At 67.4% G+C, this 16,129-nt stretch carries 12 protein-coding genes and 1 pseudogene; 9 read left to right on the forward strand and 4 right to left on the reverse strand.

Going from position 1 to position 16,129, the window contains the following annotated elements:
* Positions 1–863: 863 nt before the first annotated feature.
* The 4 genes and pseudogenes from OG520_RS42165 to OG520_RS42180 all read left to right on the forward strand — a co-directional run bounded on the left by OG520_RS42165 (position 864) and on the right by OG520_RS42180 (position 3,671).
* A complete protein-coding gene (locus OG520_RS42165; protein ID WP_406016748.1) occupies positions 864–1,499 on the forward strand; it encodes a hypothetical protein in 636 nt (211 codons plus the stop codon).
* Between the two features lie 45 nt (positions 1,500–1,544).
* Positions 1,545–1,958 (forward strand): hypothetical protein, encoded by a 414-nt coding sequence (locus OG520_RS42170; RefSeq protein ID WP_331748658.1) that lies wholly within the window; start codon positions 1,545–1,547, stop codon positions 1,956–1,958.
* Between the two features lie 640 nt (positions 1,959–2,598).
* Positions 2,599–2,892, forward strand: a pseudogene (locus tag OG520_RS42175) (alpha/beta fold hydrolase); the annotation flags it as partial.
* A gap of 545 nt (positions 2,893–3,437) precedes the next feature.
* Positions 3,438–3,671 carry an alpha/beta hydrolase gene (locus tag OG520_RS42180; protein WP_331748660.1) on the forward strand — a complete coding sequence of 78 codons (234 nt, stop codon included), beginning with the start codon at positions 3,438–3,440 and terminating at the stop codon, positions 3,669–3,671.
* A 401-nt stretch (positions 3,672–4,072) separates the two neighbouring features.
* Here the strand turns inward: OG520_RS42180 and OG520_RS42185 are convergent, their stop codons facing one another.
* The 3 genes from OG520_RS42185 to OG520_RS42195 all read right to left on the reverse strand — a co-directional run bounded on the left by OG520_RS42185 (position 4,073) and on the right by OG520_RS42195 (position 7,258).
* Positions 4,073–5,176 (reverse strand): ParB/RepB/Spo0J family partition protein, encoded by a 1,104-nt coding sequence (locus OG520_RS42185; protein WP_331748662.1) that lies wholly within the window; start codon positions 5,174–5,176, stop codon positions 4,073–4,075.
* The gene (locus OG520_RS42190; RefSeq protein WP_331748665.1) at positions 5,173–6,315 is read right to left on the reverse strand and encodes a ParA family protein; all 1,143 of its coding nucleotides are present in this window, start codon (positions 6,313–6,315) and stop codon (positions 5,173–5,175) included. Before OG520_RS42190 ends, OG520_RS42185 begins: the two co-directional genes overlap by 4 nt.
* 292 nt (positions 6,316–6,607) lie before the next feature.
* On the reverse strand, positions 6,608–7,258 hold the full coding sequence (locus OG520_RS42195; RefSeq protein ID WP_331748667.1) for a TetR/AcrR family transcriptional regulator: 651 nt from the start codon (positions 7,256–7,258) through the stop codon (positions 6,608–6,610).
* 127 nt (positions 7,259–7,385) lie between these two features.
* Between OG520_RS42195 and OG520_RS42200 the strand changes: the two genes are divergently transcribed.
* The 5 genes from OG520_RS42200 (at position 7,386) to OG520_RS42220 (ending at position 13,867) form a co-directional block, all read left to right on the forward strand.
* A complete protein-coding gene (locus OG520_RS42200) occupies positions 7,386–8,801 on the forward strand; it encodes an amidase (RefSeq protein WP_331749556.1) in 1,416 nt (471 codons plus the stop codon).
* Positions 8,802–9,917: 1,116 nt separating this feature from the next.
* Positions 9,918–11,021, forward strand: a complete 1,104-nt coding sequence (locus OG520_RS42205) for a bifunctional DNA primase/polymerase (protein ID WP_406016749.1) — start codon at positions 9,918–9,920, stop codon at positions 11,019–11,021.
* On the forward strand, positions 11,018–12,586 hold the full coding sequence (locus tag OG520_RS42210) for a phage/plasmid primase, P4 family (RefSeq protein WP_331748671.1): 1,569 nt from the start codon (positions 11,018–11,020) through the stop codon (positions 12,584–12,586). The genes OG520_RS42205 and OG520_RS42210 overlap by 4 nt, the downstream gene beginning before the upstream one ends.
* Before the next feature lie 126 nt (positions 12,587–12,712).
* Positions 12,713–13,099 (forward strand): DUF6009 family protein, encoded by a 387-nt coding sequence (locus OG520_RS42215; RefSeq protein ID WP_331748673.1) that lies wholly within the window; start codon positions 12,713–12,715, stop codon positions 13,097–13,099.
* 267 nt (positions 13,100–13,366) lie between these two features.
* Positions 13,367–13,867, forward strand: coding sequence for a GNAT family N-acetyltransferase (locus OG520_RS42220; protein WP_331748675.1), 501 nt, complete (start codon positions 13,367–13,369; stop codon positions 13,865–13,867).
* Between the two features lie 671 nt (positions 13,868–14,538).
* On the opposite strand, the gene OG520_RS42225 is transcribed toward OG520_RS42220, so the two are convergent.
* Entirely contained in the window at positions 14,539–15,603 is a 1,065-nt protein-coding gene (locus OG520_RS42225; protein WP_331748679.1) for a 5-methyltetrahydropteroyltriglutamate--homocysteine methyltransferase, read from the reverse strand.
* Positions 15,604–16,129 lie beyond the last annotated feature (526 nt).

The raw sequence follows: 16,129 nt of genomic DNA on the forward strand, positions 1-16,129 counted from the left end.
ACTGGATTCTCTACAGGACATCTTGTCCATCGCGGCTGCCGAGCTGACCGGCGCTCAGCTGATGAACCGTCGCGGACAGCCGGGCGCGGGGGACTGCAGGTCGGAGAAGACGGTGCAGTGGCTGATCACAGTGGGGGCTCGGGTAGGCACTCCCGCCGCAGGATCCATGGCCCTTTCGTCGGGGCTGGCTTTCGTCGGCCGAGGTTCAGTAGGGCGAGTAGATGGCTCAGCCGGTGACGTCCGCTCAGGAACACCAACTGACGCCCGAGATGGCGTGTGCGCCCGGCACGGACGCACACGCCGGCCCTGAGGGCGGCGCCGAACGTCGGGTACGGGTCTTCTTTTATAAGAGGCGCCGGGCCTCGAAACAGCGCTGACCTGCGCATATGCGAAGTTGATCATGCTCTGGCCGACACATTTGGTAGGTCGAAATGTTAACCTGGCCAGCACATTTGGCCCGAAAAGTAAGGCTCAGCCTAACTTTTCAAACTGGCTGAGTACGCCGGAGAAACCGCAGGTCAGAGGCGTGCCGATGTCGGGCGAACACACCGACACATGGCATCGATCCGAATCGATCCGAACAAAATGTGCTGCAATATTGACACCGGAAGTTAGGCTCAGCCTAACTTCCGGCACTTTCACGCACTAAAACTTCGGCTCAGTCGAACTTTTGAAGTGGGCGTGTTGACCCCTGTGACTCGGAGCGTGTCGAGCCGTCAAAAGTAAGGCTCAGCCGAACTTTTGGGATAGCCTCGGACCGCCTGAGCAACAAGGAGGGTCCAGTGACATCTGAAACGCCGTCGCGCCAGCCGCGTCGGCCACGAGCAGTTCCCTCTCCCGCGTCCTCGCCGGAGAGCAACACTGTGTACGACGACATCCTGAACCTGCTGGGGGAGCAACTCGGCGCGACCGCCCAGGAGTCAACACCGTCGAGGACAGGGAAGCCCAAGCTCAAGGGCGTCACCTTCGAATACGAGAACGACCCTCGATCCGTTCACAGCTTTGCCGGAGGCGCCGGCTACAGCCTCGCCAGCAACTGGTTCACCCAGCTGCTGCCCCAGCTCTTCATCGCCAACGGCATCACGAAGAGCCAGCTGTGCGTGTTCCTGTACGTAGCGGGCGGACAGAGGCCCGGCACCGGGATCGCGGAGTACACCCAGCAGGAGATCACCGACGGCCTGAACGGGCTCGCGGTCAAGAAGCCCGGCGCCAAGATGATCACGAGGCCCACCGTCAACCGCGCCGTCCGAACCCTCTGCGAATACAAGTGGCTCGAATCGGCAGGGAACGGGCGCATCCGCCTCAACGTGACGCTCTGGTTCCAGGGCAACAGCGCTGCCCAGCACGATGTGCTCGCGCAGATCGCCGCGGACCACGACGACGACCCCACCGCGTTCCCGCACAGCATTGGTCCCGAGATGGTCCACCACCAGGAAGCGCTGGACCTTAACCTGGAAGGCGTAGTGCCCGAGCCTGTCAGAAGGAAGCGCACAGGGTGATGCCCGCTACTACGACAAGCCGATTCGATACGGAGGAAGGCACCGATGGCCGTTGCAGTCATGTCGCCCCTCGTTGCTGAGCGCATCTGGGCCTTGCCCATCGGAGCCGCCCCGGTGAAGTTCCTTCAGTACCTGGTCTTCCGGAGCGAGAACGGTGGCGCACTGCCGAGCCAGCGCGAGATGGCGGTGGAGTACAAGGTGAAGCCGCCCACCGTCAGCGCGCTGATGGAGCCGCTGTTCGAGCTGAACCTCGTGCTGCGCTCCCGCGCCGAAGGTCGGGGGGGCAACCGCTACCGACTCCACCCACTCGCCGCCAAGTACGAGAGCGTGACGGACATGGAAGCCGCCTTCGCGTACGCCCTCGAAGAGATGAAGAGCGGCAAACTGCCGACCATCCACCTACCGGAATACCGAGCGGCACCGCCGACCGAGGGCCGCCCCGACCTCCGTATCGCCTGACCCGGAAAAATCAGAGGCCCCGTCATCTGCGATGACGGGGCCTCTGTGCCTGAACAACAAGTTGTGCGCCCCACTATACCGGTACGCGCGACGGCGGGCGAGGCAGCCGCAGTCGACAGCTGAGCCGTGACACCTCAGCCGGAGCTCCTTGTTACGTTCTCACCATGTGCCCATGGAGGCGCCGTCATACAGGGCCGAAACAGTGACGCGCATGAACACGAGCATGCGTGTGAACCCGAACCCGAACGCAAGACGGCGGGTTGTCTCCGTACTCCTGGCCCTGTCCGCCTCCGCAGCGGCCCTGGGCGCCCCCGGTGCGGCAGCCGCCCAGGAGCCGCCCCATGCCAACGCCGCTGTCCCCCCGATCCGTTGGGGCACCTGCCCCAAGGCCGAGCCGCCCTACCCCGACCCCAGCCCGAAGGCGCAGTGCGCGACGGTCAAGGTACCGCTGGACTGGGCGAAGCCGAAGGGCCCGAAGATCGGCATCTTCGTCGCCCGCTACCGGGCCACCGACCCCGCACGGCGGATCGGCGTCCTGATGTCCAACCCGGGCGGCCAAGGGGCTTCCGGTGCCGATGACGCGCTGTACGCGGACGACCCCATCGGGGGTTACTCCCCGGCCATGCTTCGGCGCTTCGACATGATCGGCTTCGACCCTCGCGGCATCGGCCGCAGCCAGAACGCCGAGTGCGACGAGACCATCACCGGCTCGATCCCGGCCCGCCCCCGTAATGCGGCCGAGTTCGAGCGGATGCGCACCCTGAACGGCCGGCTGGCGGACAGCTGCCTGAAGAAGACGGGGCCTCTCGCCGCTCATATGGACGGCGAGACTGTGGCCCGCGACATGGACACGATCCGTGCCGCCCTCGGCGAACGCAAGATCAGCTTCATCGGCCATTCCTACGGCACGTTCCTCGGCGAACGTTACGCACGCCTGTTCCCGAGCAGGCTCCGCGCGCTGGCCCTCGACAGCGCGATGGACCCGGACCGGCCGAACGCCGAGCGCTACCTCACCGACGGCAGCGTCACCATCGACAACACCCTGAAACGGCTCGCGGCCTGGTGCAAGACGGACACGGCCTGCGCGCTCAAGGGCAAGGACCTGATGGCTGTCACCGACAAGCTGTTCGCCCGCGCCGACGCGGGCACACTCCGCGATCCGGGCCCGAACGGACCGACGCCGACCAAGGTCGATGCCGATCAGCTGTCCAATTTCCTCACCTTCGCACTCGGCAAGGGGAGCCCGGAGGCCACCGCACGGCAGCTGGCCGCCCTGAACACGGGAAAGGGCGAGGTCAACTGGCTCCCCGTCGGCATCGATTCCGACTCGCAACTCGTGCTGTGCCGGGACTACGACTTCCGGATCCGCGACTACGCGCCCAGTACCTCGCCATCCGCAAGAGGGTCGCGAAGGCCGCCCCGCACGTCCGCTACAACGCCCAGGCCCTGGACAGCGTCCTCGGCTGCCAGGGCTGGACCATGCCGCCCAAGTCCCGGCCCGCTCAAGCCAAGGGCGACCTCCCGCCCGTCCTCGTGGCCAACGCCACCCATGACCTGGCGACTCCACTGCCGGGCGCGCAGCGCATGGCGCGCTCCTTCCCGAAGGCATCTCTGTTCACGATGGACGTCGTGGGCCACTGGCTCTACCGCAGAGGCGGGACGGAGAAGGCAATGCGAGTGATCGACACCTACCTCACCAACCCGAAGGGCTGACCCGAAAGTCCCGGAGGCGAGCCGACCGCGCCGCCCGCCTCCGCACCGATCGTTCTGTCCGGGCTCCGTCATCCTCGAAGACGCGCGTCAGATCGGACAGGCGCTGAGCGCTTCGGTGGCGAGGTTCTGGATGAGGGGCCTGAGCTTAGGATCGCTCCTGACGAACTTCCGGAGGCATCCTCCGTTTTGGTCTGTCAGGGACACCGCATGCGAGCTTCCGGCGTTGCGGTAGAGATCCTGTGAGGACGCCGAGGCCAGTTCCGGTGGGCTCACCGCCTCGGCTGAGAATCGCGCCCAAGGATTCCGATCAGCTCCATGCGCGTGCGCCCTGCGGTTGGTGCCGGAGTACGGGCGGGACCGAACTCATCCGGTCCCGCCCATCTGTGATGCAGACGCTTCCGCTACGCCCCGGACGCCGTGCGTGCCTTGATCAGTCTCTGCAGGAGGACCTCCCGCTGCTTTTCCCCCATCTTTTCGATCACGATGTCGGCCACCTTTTCCCCGTCCAGCCACGGCATCTTCACTACGGCCTTGCGGGGCGCGGGGAGCTCGGCGTCGGTGCTCGTCGCCCCTGCCTCGTTGGACTGCTCAGTCCCGTCCGTGGTCGGGGGAGTACGAGTAACCGGCTCCGTGGCCGGGGGAGTACCGGTAGCCAGCTCCGCGGCCGGCGGAGTACCGGTAGCCGGCTCCGCGGCCGGGGGAGTACCAGTATCAGGCTCCGTGGTCGGGGTGCTAACGGCGTTAGCACCCCGACCACGCCGTCGCTGCTGACGTTCGGCACGAACCGTCAGGGCTTCGTCGGCTGCACGCTGTTGCTGCTGTGGCGGCAGCCGTCCGACGTTGCGGGCGACCTCGACCGGCAGGCTCTTGTCTTCCACGGCCTGCTGAAGATCGGGGGTGAGCTTCAGAAGTGCGAGTCTCTGGGTCACCCAGGGGCTGGACTTTCCAAGGGCACGGGCGACCGCACGCTGCGAGCCGTGAACTTCCACTAGGCGTTCCAGCGCTTTGGCCTCGTCCAGCGGATCGAGGCTCTCGTGCTGGATGGCCGCGGTGAGGGCCGTCTCCAGGAGAGTGTCGGCGCTTTCCACGAGGGAGTTGTCGATATGAACGGGCACGTCGTCGAGGCCGGCCAGCTTGGCGCCGGCCAGGCGGCGGTTTCCGTCGACGACGACGTGCGTAGCGGAACCGAGTTCGGTGTCGTGTCCGGGGTGTGCGCTGAGGAAGGCGGCACGGGTCACGACGGTGAGGGGCTGGATGACGCCTCGCGCGGTGAGGCTGTCCGCCATGTCCTCCACGGCTCTGAGTTCTTCCCGGGGGTTGAACGGGTTGTGGGACAGCTGTGTGACGGCCAGCCGCGGTGAGGTGGTCTGGGCTTCGGCGCCAATGGTCGGGGCGGGGTCATCGCCCTGTCCGGCGTATCGGGCGAAGGACGCGGCGCGGCTGCTGATGGGTTGGCTGACGGCATCGAAGGTGGCGGATGCTCCGAGAGCGTCTGACTTCTTCATGCGAGCCCCCGGACAATCTGCCGCATGCTGTGGGCCTGGTCGGATTCGGGGGCGTAGTCGAGGAGCGGGCGTTGCATGCGAACGGCTTCGCGCTGTTCCTTGACGTCCGGGATGACCGACAGCACAGGCGGGCTGCCGAGCGCCTTCCACTTGTCGAGTGAGGACGTGGCGATGAAACCGCGTCGGGAGTCGTACTTGTTCACGACGAGTCCGAGTTGGTCCACGGTGATGTCGTAGTCCCGTGTCAGCGATCCAACCTGGTTGATGAGCATGCCGTAGGCCTGGGCGGAAGTGTCTTCGGCTTCGACGGGGATGATGAGTCCAGAGGCACCGGGCTTCTCGCCGTCACGCTGCCGACCGTAGACGAGGCCTGCGTCCATGGCCAGGCCGAGGCTGGGCGGAGAGTCGACGACGATGACGTCGAAGTGTTCCTCGATGGAAGAAAGGGCACGCTCCAAAGCTGCGTGGCGGGGGCCACGGAAGACGGTGAGTCCGGAGTCGAGGAGGAAGGCGTCGAAGGCTGCCGGCAGAACACGGAGCCGGTCACCGAACTTGGCGCCCTGTATGACGACGGTGAGGTCGATCAGGGACTGCCGGGTGTCGTCACGGTTGAGCATGTGGGTGACGAGGCTTTCCTGACCGGCAGGGATGGCCTTGAGGCCGAGCTGGTGCGAGAGGTGGCCTTGCGGGTCATAGTCCACGAGGAGGACGCGGCTGCCGCGTTCGGCGAATGCCTGGGCGACACCGGCGGACACCGCGGTCTTACCGACACCCCCCTTCTGGTTGCACACCACGATCCGGCGTACGGAAGCGATGTCTTCGCCGGCGGGGTTCCGCTCCAACCACAGAGCCACAACCTGGGCAAGACCTTGGATGTAGGAGACACCTCGCTGGCGGCAGTCGCCCTTGAAGGAGTCGTAGAGCCCTTCGGGAAGCCAGGTACCGAAGGATTCCGCACCCGCTGTCTCAATGTGGGGGAGTGGAGAACTCTGAGACTGCCAGAGCTGCACACCGGCGGTGACGGCATCCTGGACATCGATGGAGAGCTGGGCCGCACGGACCTTGAGGGCCTGTCGGAGGGATGCGGGCAGCTTGGAGACCAGCTTCTCCCGCTCACCTCCTGTGTTGAGAGATGACATGGCGGCAGCTTACTGCCGCGAAGTCCACTCAAGCGACAACGAATCGCACGGTTTCAGCTGATCTCGCGTTAGCTGTTGGAGGTGCTAACGGCGTTAGCACCTCCGCGGGACATCATCGGCGCCCATGGCGTAGCCGGAATCACTGCGGTCGCGGCCGGTCATCAGGTCAGCTCACGGTGACGCGCAGAACGCACGGACGGCTGGTGCTGATGGCCTTGGCCTGGTCGGCGGGATCCGCGCCCGTGAAGAGGTCGCCGACCTGCTGTCCCCGCCCCTGGTGGCGGACGCTGAGTCAGCGTGCGTCTGGACGGTTCGGGAGGTTCGAGGTGGCGTGCGGAGGCCTGGCCGGTCGCTCCCAGAGCCCGGCCAGGTGTGCGTGGAGGACGCTGTGTGCCTCTTGCGGGGTGAGGTGGCCGATGAGGACGTGCGTGGTGAGGCCGTCCGCGAGGGCGAGGAGGGTGCGGGCCTCGAGTTGTGGATCGAGGGGCACAGCGCAGTCGGTGTCCTCGCCGGCTGTCGAGATGAGGTGGGTGAACGCCTCTTGCAGGTTTGCGTAGTTCGCCTTGAGTGTCTTTGCGAGCGCCTGGCTGACAGCTGCCTGCGCGACGAAGGCGAGCCAGACCCTGGCCTCGGCTCGGTGCTCTTCCCTGAGCAGTGAGATTTCAGCGGCCGCGTGGCCCAGGGCGGTGCCCGCCGACTGGGCCGGGCTCCTGACGAGGCGGGCCCGTACGCGCTCGTTGACCCGCTCGCTGATGTGCCCGAGAGCGAACACGAGCATCTCTTCCTTGGTACGGAAGCACCGCTGAACCGCACCCATCGACACCTGCGCGCGGGCGGCGACGTCCCGAAGGGTCACGCCCTCCAGTCCGCGTTCGTCAGCGAGGTCGCACACGGCCTCGGCGATGAGGCGGCGTCGACTCACGTGATCCACCTGCCTGGGCATGCCCGGTCGCCTCCTTGTTTTCACAGCGCTCTGCTTCGCAGTGCACTTTATTCGATGCGCTCGCATCGGTTCCAGGAGTACGGTTCCGATGCAAGTGCATTGGTACGTGGACGAGGAAGGAAGAGCCATGCAGGACGCTCTGTGGAAACTGTCGGCCGCCGCGCAGGCGGAGGCCGTGCGCAGCGCAGAAGTCTCGGCTGCCGAACTGGTCGACAGTCACCTGGACCGCATTGCCGAGGTCAATCCGCAGGTGAACGCGGTCACGCAGCTCCTGGCTGAGCGCACGCGCGAGGCTGCGGCGGAGACGGACCGTCGACGGGCCGCCGGTGAAACGCTGGGACCGCTCGCGGGCGTGCCCTTCACGGTGAAGGAGAGCACCGCCATCGAAGGCGTGCCGACCACATTCGGCACGGAGCGCTTCCGCGATCTGGTGGCATCGGCCGACGCACCCCCGGTGGCCCGGCTGCGCGCAGCCGGGGCCATCCCCATCGGACACAGCAACATCCCCACCCTGATCCTGGCGGGGATGCACACGCGCAGCGAGCTGTTCGGCGACACGGTCAACCCGTGGGACAGCACCCGGACCCCGGGCGGCACCAGCGGGGGCGACGCCGTGGCCGTCGCCACGGGTATGGCGGCACTCGGCCTCGGCAACGACTCTGGAGGGTCGGTGCGCGTCCCGGCCCAGTTCTGCGGCGTGGCCGGGCTGAAGCCGTCCACAGGCCGGTTCCCCGCCGACCACCGTATTCTCGGCCCGGACGACCCCGGCCCGGCATCCCAGATCCTGGTCACCGACGGCCCGATGGCCCGGAGTGTGGGCGATCTTCGGCTTGCTTACGAGGTGCTGGTCGGAACCGATCCGCGAGATCCACGGGCCATGCCGGTGCCCGCCTACGGCGAAACGCTCACCGGGCCGGTGAAGGTCGCGGTCGTGGTGGACCCCGGCGGGCACGGCGTCCACCCCACGATCCACGGAGCCGTCGAGACCGCGGCCGACGCGCTCCGCGACGCCGGATACGACGTGCGCGAAGTAGCAGACGTACCGCGGATGGACGAGGCCCTTGAGGCGTACGGCCGGATCACCGTGACCGAGTTCGCCCCGAACTGGCCGATGGTGCGCAAGCTGCTCGGCAAAGGCGGCGACCGCTATATCGAGATGGCGATGGAGCAGACCCCGCCCGCAAGCGCGGCCGAGTTCATGAAGCTGATGGGTACCTGGATGAGCATCCGCCGCTCATGGGCCGAATTCCTCGACGAATATCCGCTGTTGCTCGGCCCGGTCTTCACCGAGCCACCGGTCGAGCCGAGGCTGGAATCGCGTGACAGGGCGGGCAGGGAACGTGTCGGGTCGGGAATGCGCCTGTGCACCGTCACCAGCTTCGTGGGCGTACCCGGTGTGGCCATACCCACCGGGATGGCCGATGGGCTCCCCTCCGGAGTGCAGGTCGTCGGGCGCGCGTTCCGGGAGGACCTGTGCCTGGACGCGGCCCAGGCGATCGAGGACCGACTCGGAGTGCTCACACCGATCGACCCACGGGTGTGAAGCCGGGCCCATTGAGTCCTTGAGCCATAAAAGGCTCAGACTCTCGCCCTCGCTGCGCACAAACCCAGCGCGAGGGCGAGACACCGGGCACACCGAGCCCTCGCGGGCCCGACGGCCCGTCCGAGGGCGGCCAACCGTCCAGCGAACTCAAGACGCCCCGGAGGGACAACCACAGGTGCCGCTGGGCGTTGTCGGGTGTCCTCCGGCCGTACCAGCGGTCAGCTCCTGTTCGCCGGGGAACGGCCTGGGCCGGCCTGTTGCGAAGTGGATCGGAGGTGAGGGTGATGGCCGTCCACGGTACGACGGCTTGGCGGAACCTGTGCCCGCCAGGCTCCAGACCCTGTAGGTGGGGCCATGTTCACCCCGAGCGGTAAACGGCCTCGGGCGTGGCCTCGGCTGCTGGGCCGGTTCCGGACAACGACAAGGTCGGTCATCCGGCAGACACTCCCGACCAACAATCCTGCGCCGGCTGGTGGCAGCGGCGGAGAATTCTTTCCGTCGGCCACAATCCGATCCTTTGACGCGGGATCGGGCCTGTACGGATATCGGTCTCGCTGAGTCCCTCTGTTCAGCCTCTCTGTTCAGTCCCTCGTTCAGTCCCTCGATAAAAGCGCAGGTCAGAGACATCTGCGCGGCTTGGACAGGGGACTGAAGGGACTGAAGGGACTGAAAATCCCTGTTCCAGTCATTACGCGTGTGCGTGCATGCGTACGCGTAAGAGAAGGCTCTTCTATCGTGAGCTGTTCATAACTGAGACTTTCAGTCCCTTCAGTCCCTCGGTCGAGCCTCAAAAGCCTTGTGACCTGCGCTTTTCCCTGAGGGACTGAACAGGGACCCAAAGCCGCCCAGGCCCTCGGTCCCTGTTCAGTCCCTCTCGCCCCACCCAGGACCGACACGCCCGGCTGGCCAACCTGATCAGCTGCTTGTCCAAGGAGCAGGCGCCCCAACTCCCCAGGTGGCGAAGGGACTGAAGGGACCCAAGTCGGGGAACGGCTACGCCCGCGCCCAGACCGCTGATGTAGGCTCTGACCTCATTGGAAACTCAGTCCCTTCGGTCCCTTGCCTGACGGTAGCAGCGCTGTGACCTGGTCTTTTGCCGAAGGGACTGAACAGGCTATGAGCCCCTCGGCAAGGACGATCAGCGTGCCGCGTCAAAGTGAGACCAGCGTTCCCCGCTCCACGGGAACCGCCAGTCCCTACGACGTTGCCCGCTGGTGCGCCGGAAACGGCTGGCCAGTGCACCCGCTGGCCCCAGGCCGTAAGACCCCGGCCGCCAACTGCCCGACGTGCCGTAACGAGCCCCACAGGCCTCAGGACTGTCCCTGCCATCCCGCAGGCCGGTGGTGCCACGGCTTTCACGCTGCGACCACGAACCTTGCTCTCCTGGACGCCTGGTGGGGGAGAAACCCCACGCTCGGAGTCGGAGTCTCCTGCGGACCGGCAGGCCTTGTCGTCCTCGATATCGATGCCCATAGCGCCGAAGTTCCCGACCGGAACCGGCTCCTGCCCGGCATCCCGATCCACGAGAGCGTCAACCTGGCAGGCCTTGCCTCCGGGTTCGACACCCTTGCCCTGCTGGCCGCCCTCCGCAGTCGGCAGAGCCCAGCAGACGACGACTCCACCCTGCGTGTGCGAACTCCGTCGGGCGGATTGCACGTCTGGTACCGGACACCCCCTGAAGGCCCCCGCTACCGCTCCTCCGTGGGCTCCAGCCCGAAGGCCGCCCTCGCCTGGCAGGTCGATGTCCGGTCCACCGGCGGCTACATCGTGACCCCCGCCACCCGCACCTCCGCCGGCACATACAGCCCGGTCGGCGCAGCCCGGGTCCCCGCCCTCCTGCCCGACTGGCTCGCCGGCGAACTCCAGCGCACAGGCCACCTGGTCGACCACCGGCTCGCCCAGCTTCCGCCACCACGCCTCAGCTCCCTGCGCCCAGCCCGTCAGCGCGCCTACCAGCTCCTGGAACCGCTGCTCGGCCAGGTGCTGGACTGCGCGGCCGCCACTGAGGGCACCGCCTTCACCGAGAAACTCAACCGAGCCGCCTACACCGCCGGTGGCCTGATCGCCTCCGGCCATCTCACCGACAGCCAGGCACGCGAACTGCTGACCGCGGCCGCCGACGCTGCTCGGCCGCATCGCAGCCGCCACAGCCTTTCCGTCATCACTTCTGCCCTGTCCGCCGGCGCAAGCCGGCCGCTCCATCTCAAAGGACGCCCATGAGCAGCGCCGACAGCCCGCGCTTCGACGCCACTGCCGCAGCGCAGCAGATGCTCGATCTCGAAGGCCAGACGGAACACCCCAGCCTGCCGGCCCAGCAGAGGGCCGCCACCACGGCCGTCCACGAGCCATCGGCGCAGTCGGGCCGGCTTCCCGGGCTGCTCACCGACCGGGGCAACGCCAAGCTGTTCGCGGTGATGTTCGGCGACCAGTTCCGCCACGTGGAAGGCCTTGGCTGGTACCACTGGGACCAGTACCGCTGGAAGCGCACCGGAGGCGAGAAGGCCGCCGTATGGGCGGCGGGTGATCTGGCCGAGCAGATGCCCGCCACCGACCCGACCGGCCAGTTCACCAACCGCGAGCTCGCTTCCCACCGCCGACGCTCCATGTCGACCCCGGGTATCAAGGCCATGCTCACCCAGGCCAAAGCCTCCCCGGCACTCGCTCTGGACCCCGACGTCCTGGACGGCGACCCCTACGCCCTGTGCACCCCGGCCGGCGTCGTCGACCTCCATACCGGCCACCTCCACAAGCCCGACCCCGAAGCCGACATGCACTCCCGGGCCACCAGCGTCGCCCCCGAGACGATGCCCACCCCTCGCTGGCACCGCTTTCTCCACGACACCTTCGGCCACGACGCCAAGGGCGAGGAGACCATTCACTTCCTCCACCTGCTCCTCGGTTACTCCGTCACCGGCGACGTCGGAGCCCAGGTCCTGCCCTTCCTCTACGGCACCGGCGCCAACGGCAAGTCCGTGCTGCTCGACGTCATGACCCAGATCCTCGGCGACTACGCCCAGGCCGCCCCGCCCGGCTTCCTCATGGAGAAGGGCAAGTTCTCCGAGCACTCCACGGAACTCACCGAACTCCATGGCCGGCGCATCGTCGTGTGCTCCGAACTGAAACCCAACGACAAGTTCGACGAATCCCGGGTCAAGCTCCTGACCGGCGGCGACCGCATCATGGCCCGCCGCATGCGCCAGGACTTCTTCAGCTTCAACCCCACCCACAAACTCTGGCTGCTCGGCAACCACCGCCCTGAAGTCGGCACCGGCGGCCACGCCTTCTGGCGCCGGATCCGCCTGATCCCTTTCGAACGCGTCGTACCCGCTGCTCGCAAGATCGACAACCTGGCCAAGGAACTCGTCCAGAGCGAGGGCCCCGGCATTCTGCAGTGGCTCATCGAAGGTGCCCAGCTCTACCTCGACACCCGCGACCCTCTCGCCGGGCCCGCGACCGTCCGCATCGCCACCGAGGCCTACGCCACCACCGAAGATCACATCGGCCGCTTCCTCACCGAGTGCTGCACCACCGACAACGGCGACCGCGCCGCCGAACGGGGCCCGGCCGACCTCCGCGTCGAACAAGGCCTGCTGTACGCCACGTACAGCAGCTGGTGCAGCGCCGGTGAGGGCATCCGCCCTGCCACCGCCCGCGCCTTCGCCACTCGCGTGCGTCAGGAACTCTCCCTCGCCTCACCCGCCGACATGATGAAGTCCAGCGGCAAGAAGTACTACCCCGGCCTCGGACTTCTCACCGACGACGAACCGCAGGCCGGCCGTGCCTGACCGGAGAGCCCGACACGCACCCGCCAACCCGGCCTACCATGAGTACGGTGCCCCCGCCAGGGATCGTGCTCACCACATCCACCCAGGCCTGCAACTGGCCATCGACAACGAAAAGGGGCTGCAGCCATGAGCTCGCTGCTGAACGAGAGCGACCTCCGCCACGAGAGCGCCGTGGTGTGGCTGGAGAACCCCGACGATCTCGACTACGTACGCCAGGCGCTCGACAAGACCGCCCGCCGCCGCGGCAAGCCCCGCTACGAACGCGACGGACGCATGGTCGGCTACACCGAACTCGACGCCCAAGCCGAAGCCGACCCCGACAGCGGCCTCCAGCTCCGCCGCGTCTTCTTCCTCCTCCCGCACGACCGCGACGCCAACCCCGACGGGCCGTACCACGAAGGTGCCCCGGGCGAAGCCGTCGATCCCCGCACCATCGCCCCCAAGCGCGTGGGCGACAAAACCCCCCGCTCTCAACGCGGCCCCGCCGCAGCGATAGCAGCCCCCGGTACCTGAACCTTGGTGAGACCGGGCGCGGTACCGCGCGGACTCCCAGCACAGGGCGTTGCGGACGGCTCCAGGGCATCGCCGGGCACAGGAGTATCCAGTCGGCGCGCACGGTGTCGGCAGATCGCCTGACCTGCGCGGACCGGATGGGGCGAGAGACGTGGAATTGGGTCATCGAGCCAGACCACAGATCTCAGTACGACCGCAGATCTCAGTACGGACCACAGATCTCAGTTGATCCGGTCAGGTCCGGGGCGGCGTAGATAGAATGTCGCCATGCCGTATCCGCCGATGCCGCCCCAACTCGAAACCGCCCGGCTGATGTTGCGTCCGTGGACCGAGTCCGATGTCGACGCCCACCGCGAGCTCGTCGCCGAACGGGGCAACGGCATGCCGTCGATCGAGCACAACCGGCAGATGATCGAGGATGAGCGCGCTGCGTCGGCACTGACAGGCATTGCTCTGCTGGCCGTCATCCGCCGCGATGTGGGCGACTTCATCGGGTATTGCGGGCTCACTGTCGGTCGGGCTTCCGTCGATGAGCCCGAGATCGCGTACGAGTTGTTCCGGCAGGTCCATGGACAGGGCTTCGCGACCGAGGCGGCCTCCGCGGTGCTCGACGCCGCGATCGTGACCGGACGGAAGCGGCTCTGGTCGACGGTGCGTCCCTGGAACGCGCCGTCATTCCGCGTCCTGGACAAGCTCGGGTTCACGCGCGACCACGTATCGACGGATGACCGTGGCGAACTGGTATGGCTCACCCGCTCCCTGGCATGAGAAGCGCGTTGCGATGGGCCCGGTTGGCGCTGAAGGATTTGCAGACTCCAGGTGTCCACCTCGGGACTGCGCCGGTAGAAGACGTCCGGCTGAACCGGGTCGCAGGTCACCAGCAGAATGTCTCCCCGGCCGAGCACAACCTGCCGCTCGACGCGGGTGGAACGCCGCCTGCGGGTCCGGAGGACCTCAAGCCGCAGTGAGTGCGTGCCTGGGGCAAGAGGGACGAAACGAACCGTTCTGAGGCTGCTCCGACTCACACCGCGGAACTGGCGCCCACCCTCCGCAACAGACACCAGGCACCACTTGGGTGACATGCTGCTGGGAGGGTCGCGCAGGTCCACCTGGATCAGCAGGCCGGTCCGGCCTCGACGGCGGGCCTTGAGGACGAGATGACCGCTCGGGCCGCACCGCCGACTGGCGCATCTCCGCTGTCTGACCCCACCGCAGTCGGCCCTCGAACCACCACGGTTCGAGGGCCGACTGACACCGCCACCCCTATCGCTGAACGCAATCCATGACCACTCGGACCCAGGCCCACCCACAACCCGTATCTGCCCACCAACCAGGAATGTCTCGCCTACGGGGCTCAGGTCACCGGCATCGACGGCGCGACGCCGGGCCGCTACACCGACGGGGCACGCGGGTCGGAGGCCCGCTCGTGCACGGGCTGGTTACAGGCCGAGGGCCTGGGCAGCGAGTTCGGTGCCCTGTACGCGGGCTCCGATCTTGGCGAAGGCCGTCTCCCGCGAGGTCGAGGCGTCGTCGGCCCAGGGGGCGAAGCCGGCGTCGTCGCAGGTGCCGAGTTGGTCGGCGGGGATGTGACGGGCGGCCTGCAGGACGCGATCACGTACCTCGTCGGGGGTTTCGATCCTCGGGTCGATCGGGTCGATGACGCCGACGAACACACGAGTCCCGGGCCGGAGCTGGTCAGCGGCGTTTCCCAGAACACGTTCGGGGTCGGGTTCGCCGGCGAGCTGGAGGTAGAAGTTGCCGACCTTGAGCTGGAACAGCCTGGGCAGCAGCTGGGCGCAGTCGACGTCGAGGCTGTGGGTGGAGTCCTGGTCCGCGCCGGGGTCGGTGTGGACACCGAGGCGGGCCTGCTCGTCCTCGGTGAACCGCTCCAGGACCCGGTTGTTGAGACCGATGAACTGCTCGAGCAGACCCCCGGAGGGGTCGAGCTTCAACGCCAGTCGGCCTTCGGTGAAGTCCAGCTGCACGCTGTGCGCGCCCGCGTCCAGACAGGCGCGGATCTCGGTTTCGGCCTCGTTGGCGAGGTCGTCCAGGAATGCCTCGCGGGGGTACCCGCCGATCGAGTCGGCCGGGTAGATCAGGCTCAGGGCCGAGGGTGCGACGACGGACTGCTTCACCGGCGTGCCGGCGTGCTTGAGGGCGGTGCGGAGGTAGGTGTCGGCGCGGACCCCGTAGCGGAACGGTCCACTGGTCAGGCGGGGAAGCTGCCGGGTGTGGCCGTCGGCGAAGGGGATGACCGCGCCGTCGGGGGCGAGGCACCCGACTCCGGCGAGGGGATACGTGATCGTGCTGGGCTTGGCCTGGTCTCCGTCGACCACGACCGGGCTGCCCAGCTTCTCCAGCTGGGCCACGGTGTCGGCGACGGCCTCGCCCTGAAGGCGTGCCAGCTCCACGTCGTCCAGCCGCCCTTGGGTGTGCTCGACGAGCGCGTTCAACAGTGCGCGCGGACGGGGAAGGCTGCCGATCGGTTCGGTGGGAATGGTCATGATCCGCACCCTAGAAGCCGCCGACGGCGTCCCCGGCCAGGCGGAGAACCCGCTCGACGACGTCACTGCCCCGGCACCCAGGCCGCTCGACGGAGTCGAGCACCACAGGCCTGCGCCATACATTCACCCGATTGAGCGTCCCAGGAAGCCGCAGGCCGAATCCCGCCATCTTCAGCGACGGCAAGCACACGACAGGCCAGCTGGCCAGCCACCCCTGTCTGACGAACACCGCACCCACGAGCCGCCGTTCTGGCCGCCCGACGGTGAAGCCCACATCTGGCACGTCTCACTCATCCCGGACGTTGTCGAGAACCATGCCGAACTGGGCCGCCAGGGACCCTTCAGCGCCGTTCTGTCGGTCTTCAGAGAGGTCTCTCAGCAGGTGCCCTTGGCGGGGACCGCAGCCAGTTCTCCCAGTTGGCCTTGGCGCGTCTCGTACGTTGTGATCGCGCTGTTGGCTTGGCCGAGGCAGCCGGGAACCTGACGGTTGCTCGCTACGACGCGTACGCCGCCTCCGGGGGCGTGT

Origin of the sequence: Streptomyces sp. NBC_00984 (assembly GCF_045162475.1) — a bacterium.
Lineage (GTDB): Bacteria > Actinomycetota > Actinomycetes > Streptomycetales > Streptomycetaceae > Streptomyces.

Bases quoted from the DNA above. Each gene is read 5' to 3' on its own strand.
- OG520_RS42205 (WP_406016749.1), top strand. From the start codon at position 9,918: ATGAGCCCCTCGGCAAGGACGATCAGCGTGCCGCGTCAAAGTGAGACC.
- OG520_RS42170 (WP_331748658.1), top strand. From the start codon at position 1,545: ATGGCCGTTGCAGTCATGTCGCCCCTCGTTGCTGAGCGCATCTGGGCC.
- OG520_RS42190 (WP_331748665.1), bottom strand. From the start codon at position 6,315: ATGTCATCTCTCAACACAGGAGGTGAGCGGGAGAAGCTGGTCTCCAAG.
- OG520_RS42200 (WP_331749556.1), top strand. From the start codon at position 7,386: ATGCAGGACGCTCTGTGGAAACTGTCGGCCGCCGCGCAGGCGGAGGCC.
- OG520_RS42185 (WP_331748662.1), bottom strand. From the start codon at position 5,176: ATGAAGAAGTCAGACGCTCTCGGAGCATCCGCCACCTTCGATGCCGTC.
- OG520_RS42180 (WP_331748660.1), top strand. From the start codon at position 3,438: ATGCCGCCCAAGTCCCGGCCCGCTCAAGCCAAGGGCGACCTCCCGCCC.
- OG520_RS42225 (WP_331748679.1), bottom strand. From the start codon at position 15,603: ATGACCATTCCCACCGAACCGATCGGCAGCCTTCCCCGTCCGCGCGCA.
- OG520_RS42195 (WP_331748667.1), bottom strand. From the start codon at position 7,258: ATGCCCAGGCAGGTGGATCACGTGAGTCGACGCCGCCTCATCGCCGAG.
- OG520_RS42210 (WP_331748671.1), top strand. From the start codon at position 11,018: ATGAGCAGCGCCGACAGCCCGCGCTTCGACGCCACTGCCGCAGCGCAG.
- OG520_RS42220 (WP_331748675.1), top strand. From the start codon at position 13,367: ATGCCGTATCCGCCGATGCCGCCCCAACTCGAAACCGCCCGGCTGATG.
- OG520_RS42215 (WP_331748673.1), top strand. From the start codon at position 12,713: ATGAGCTCGCTGCTGAACGAGAGCGACCTCCGCCACGAGAGCGCCGTG.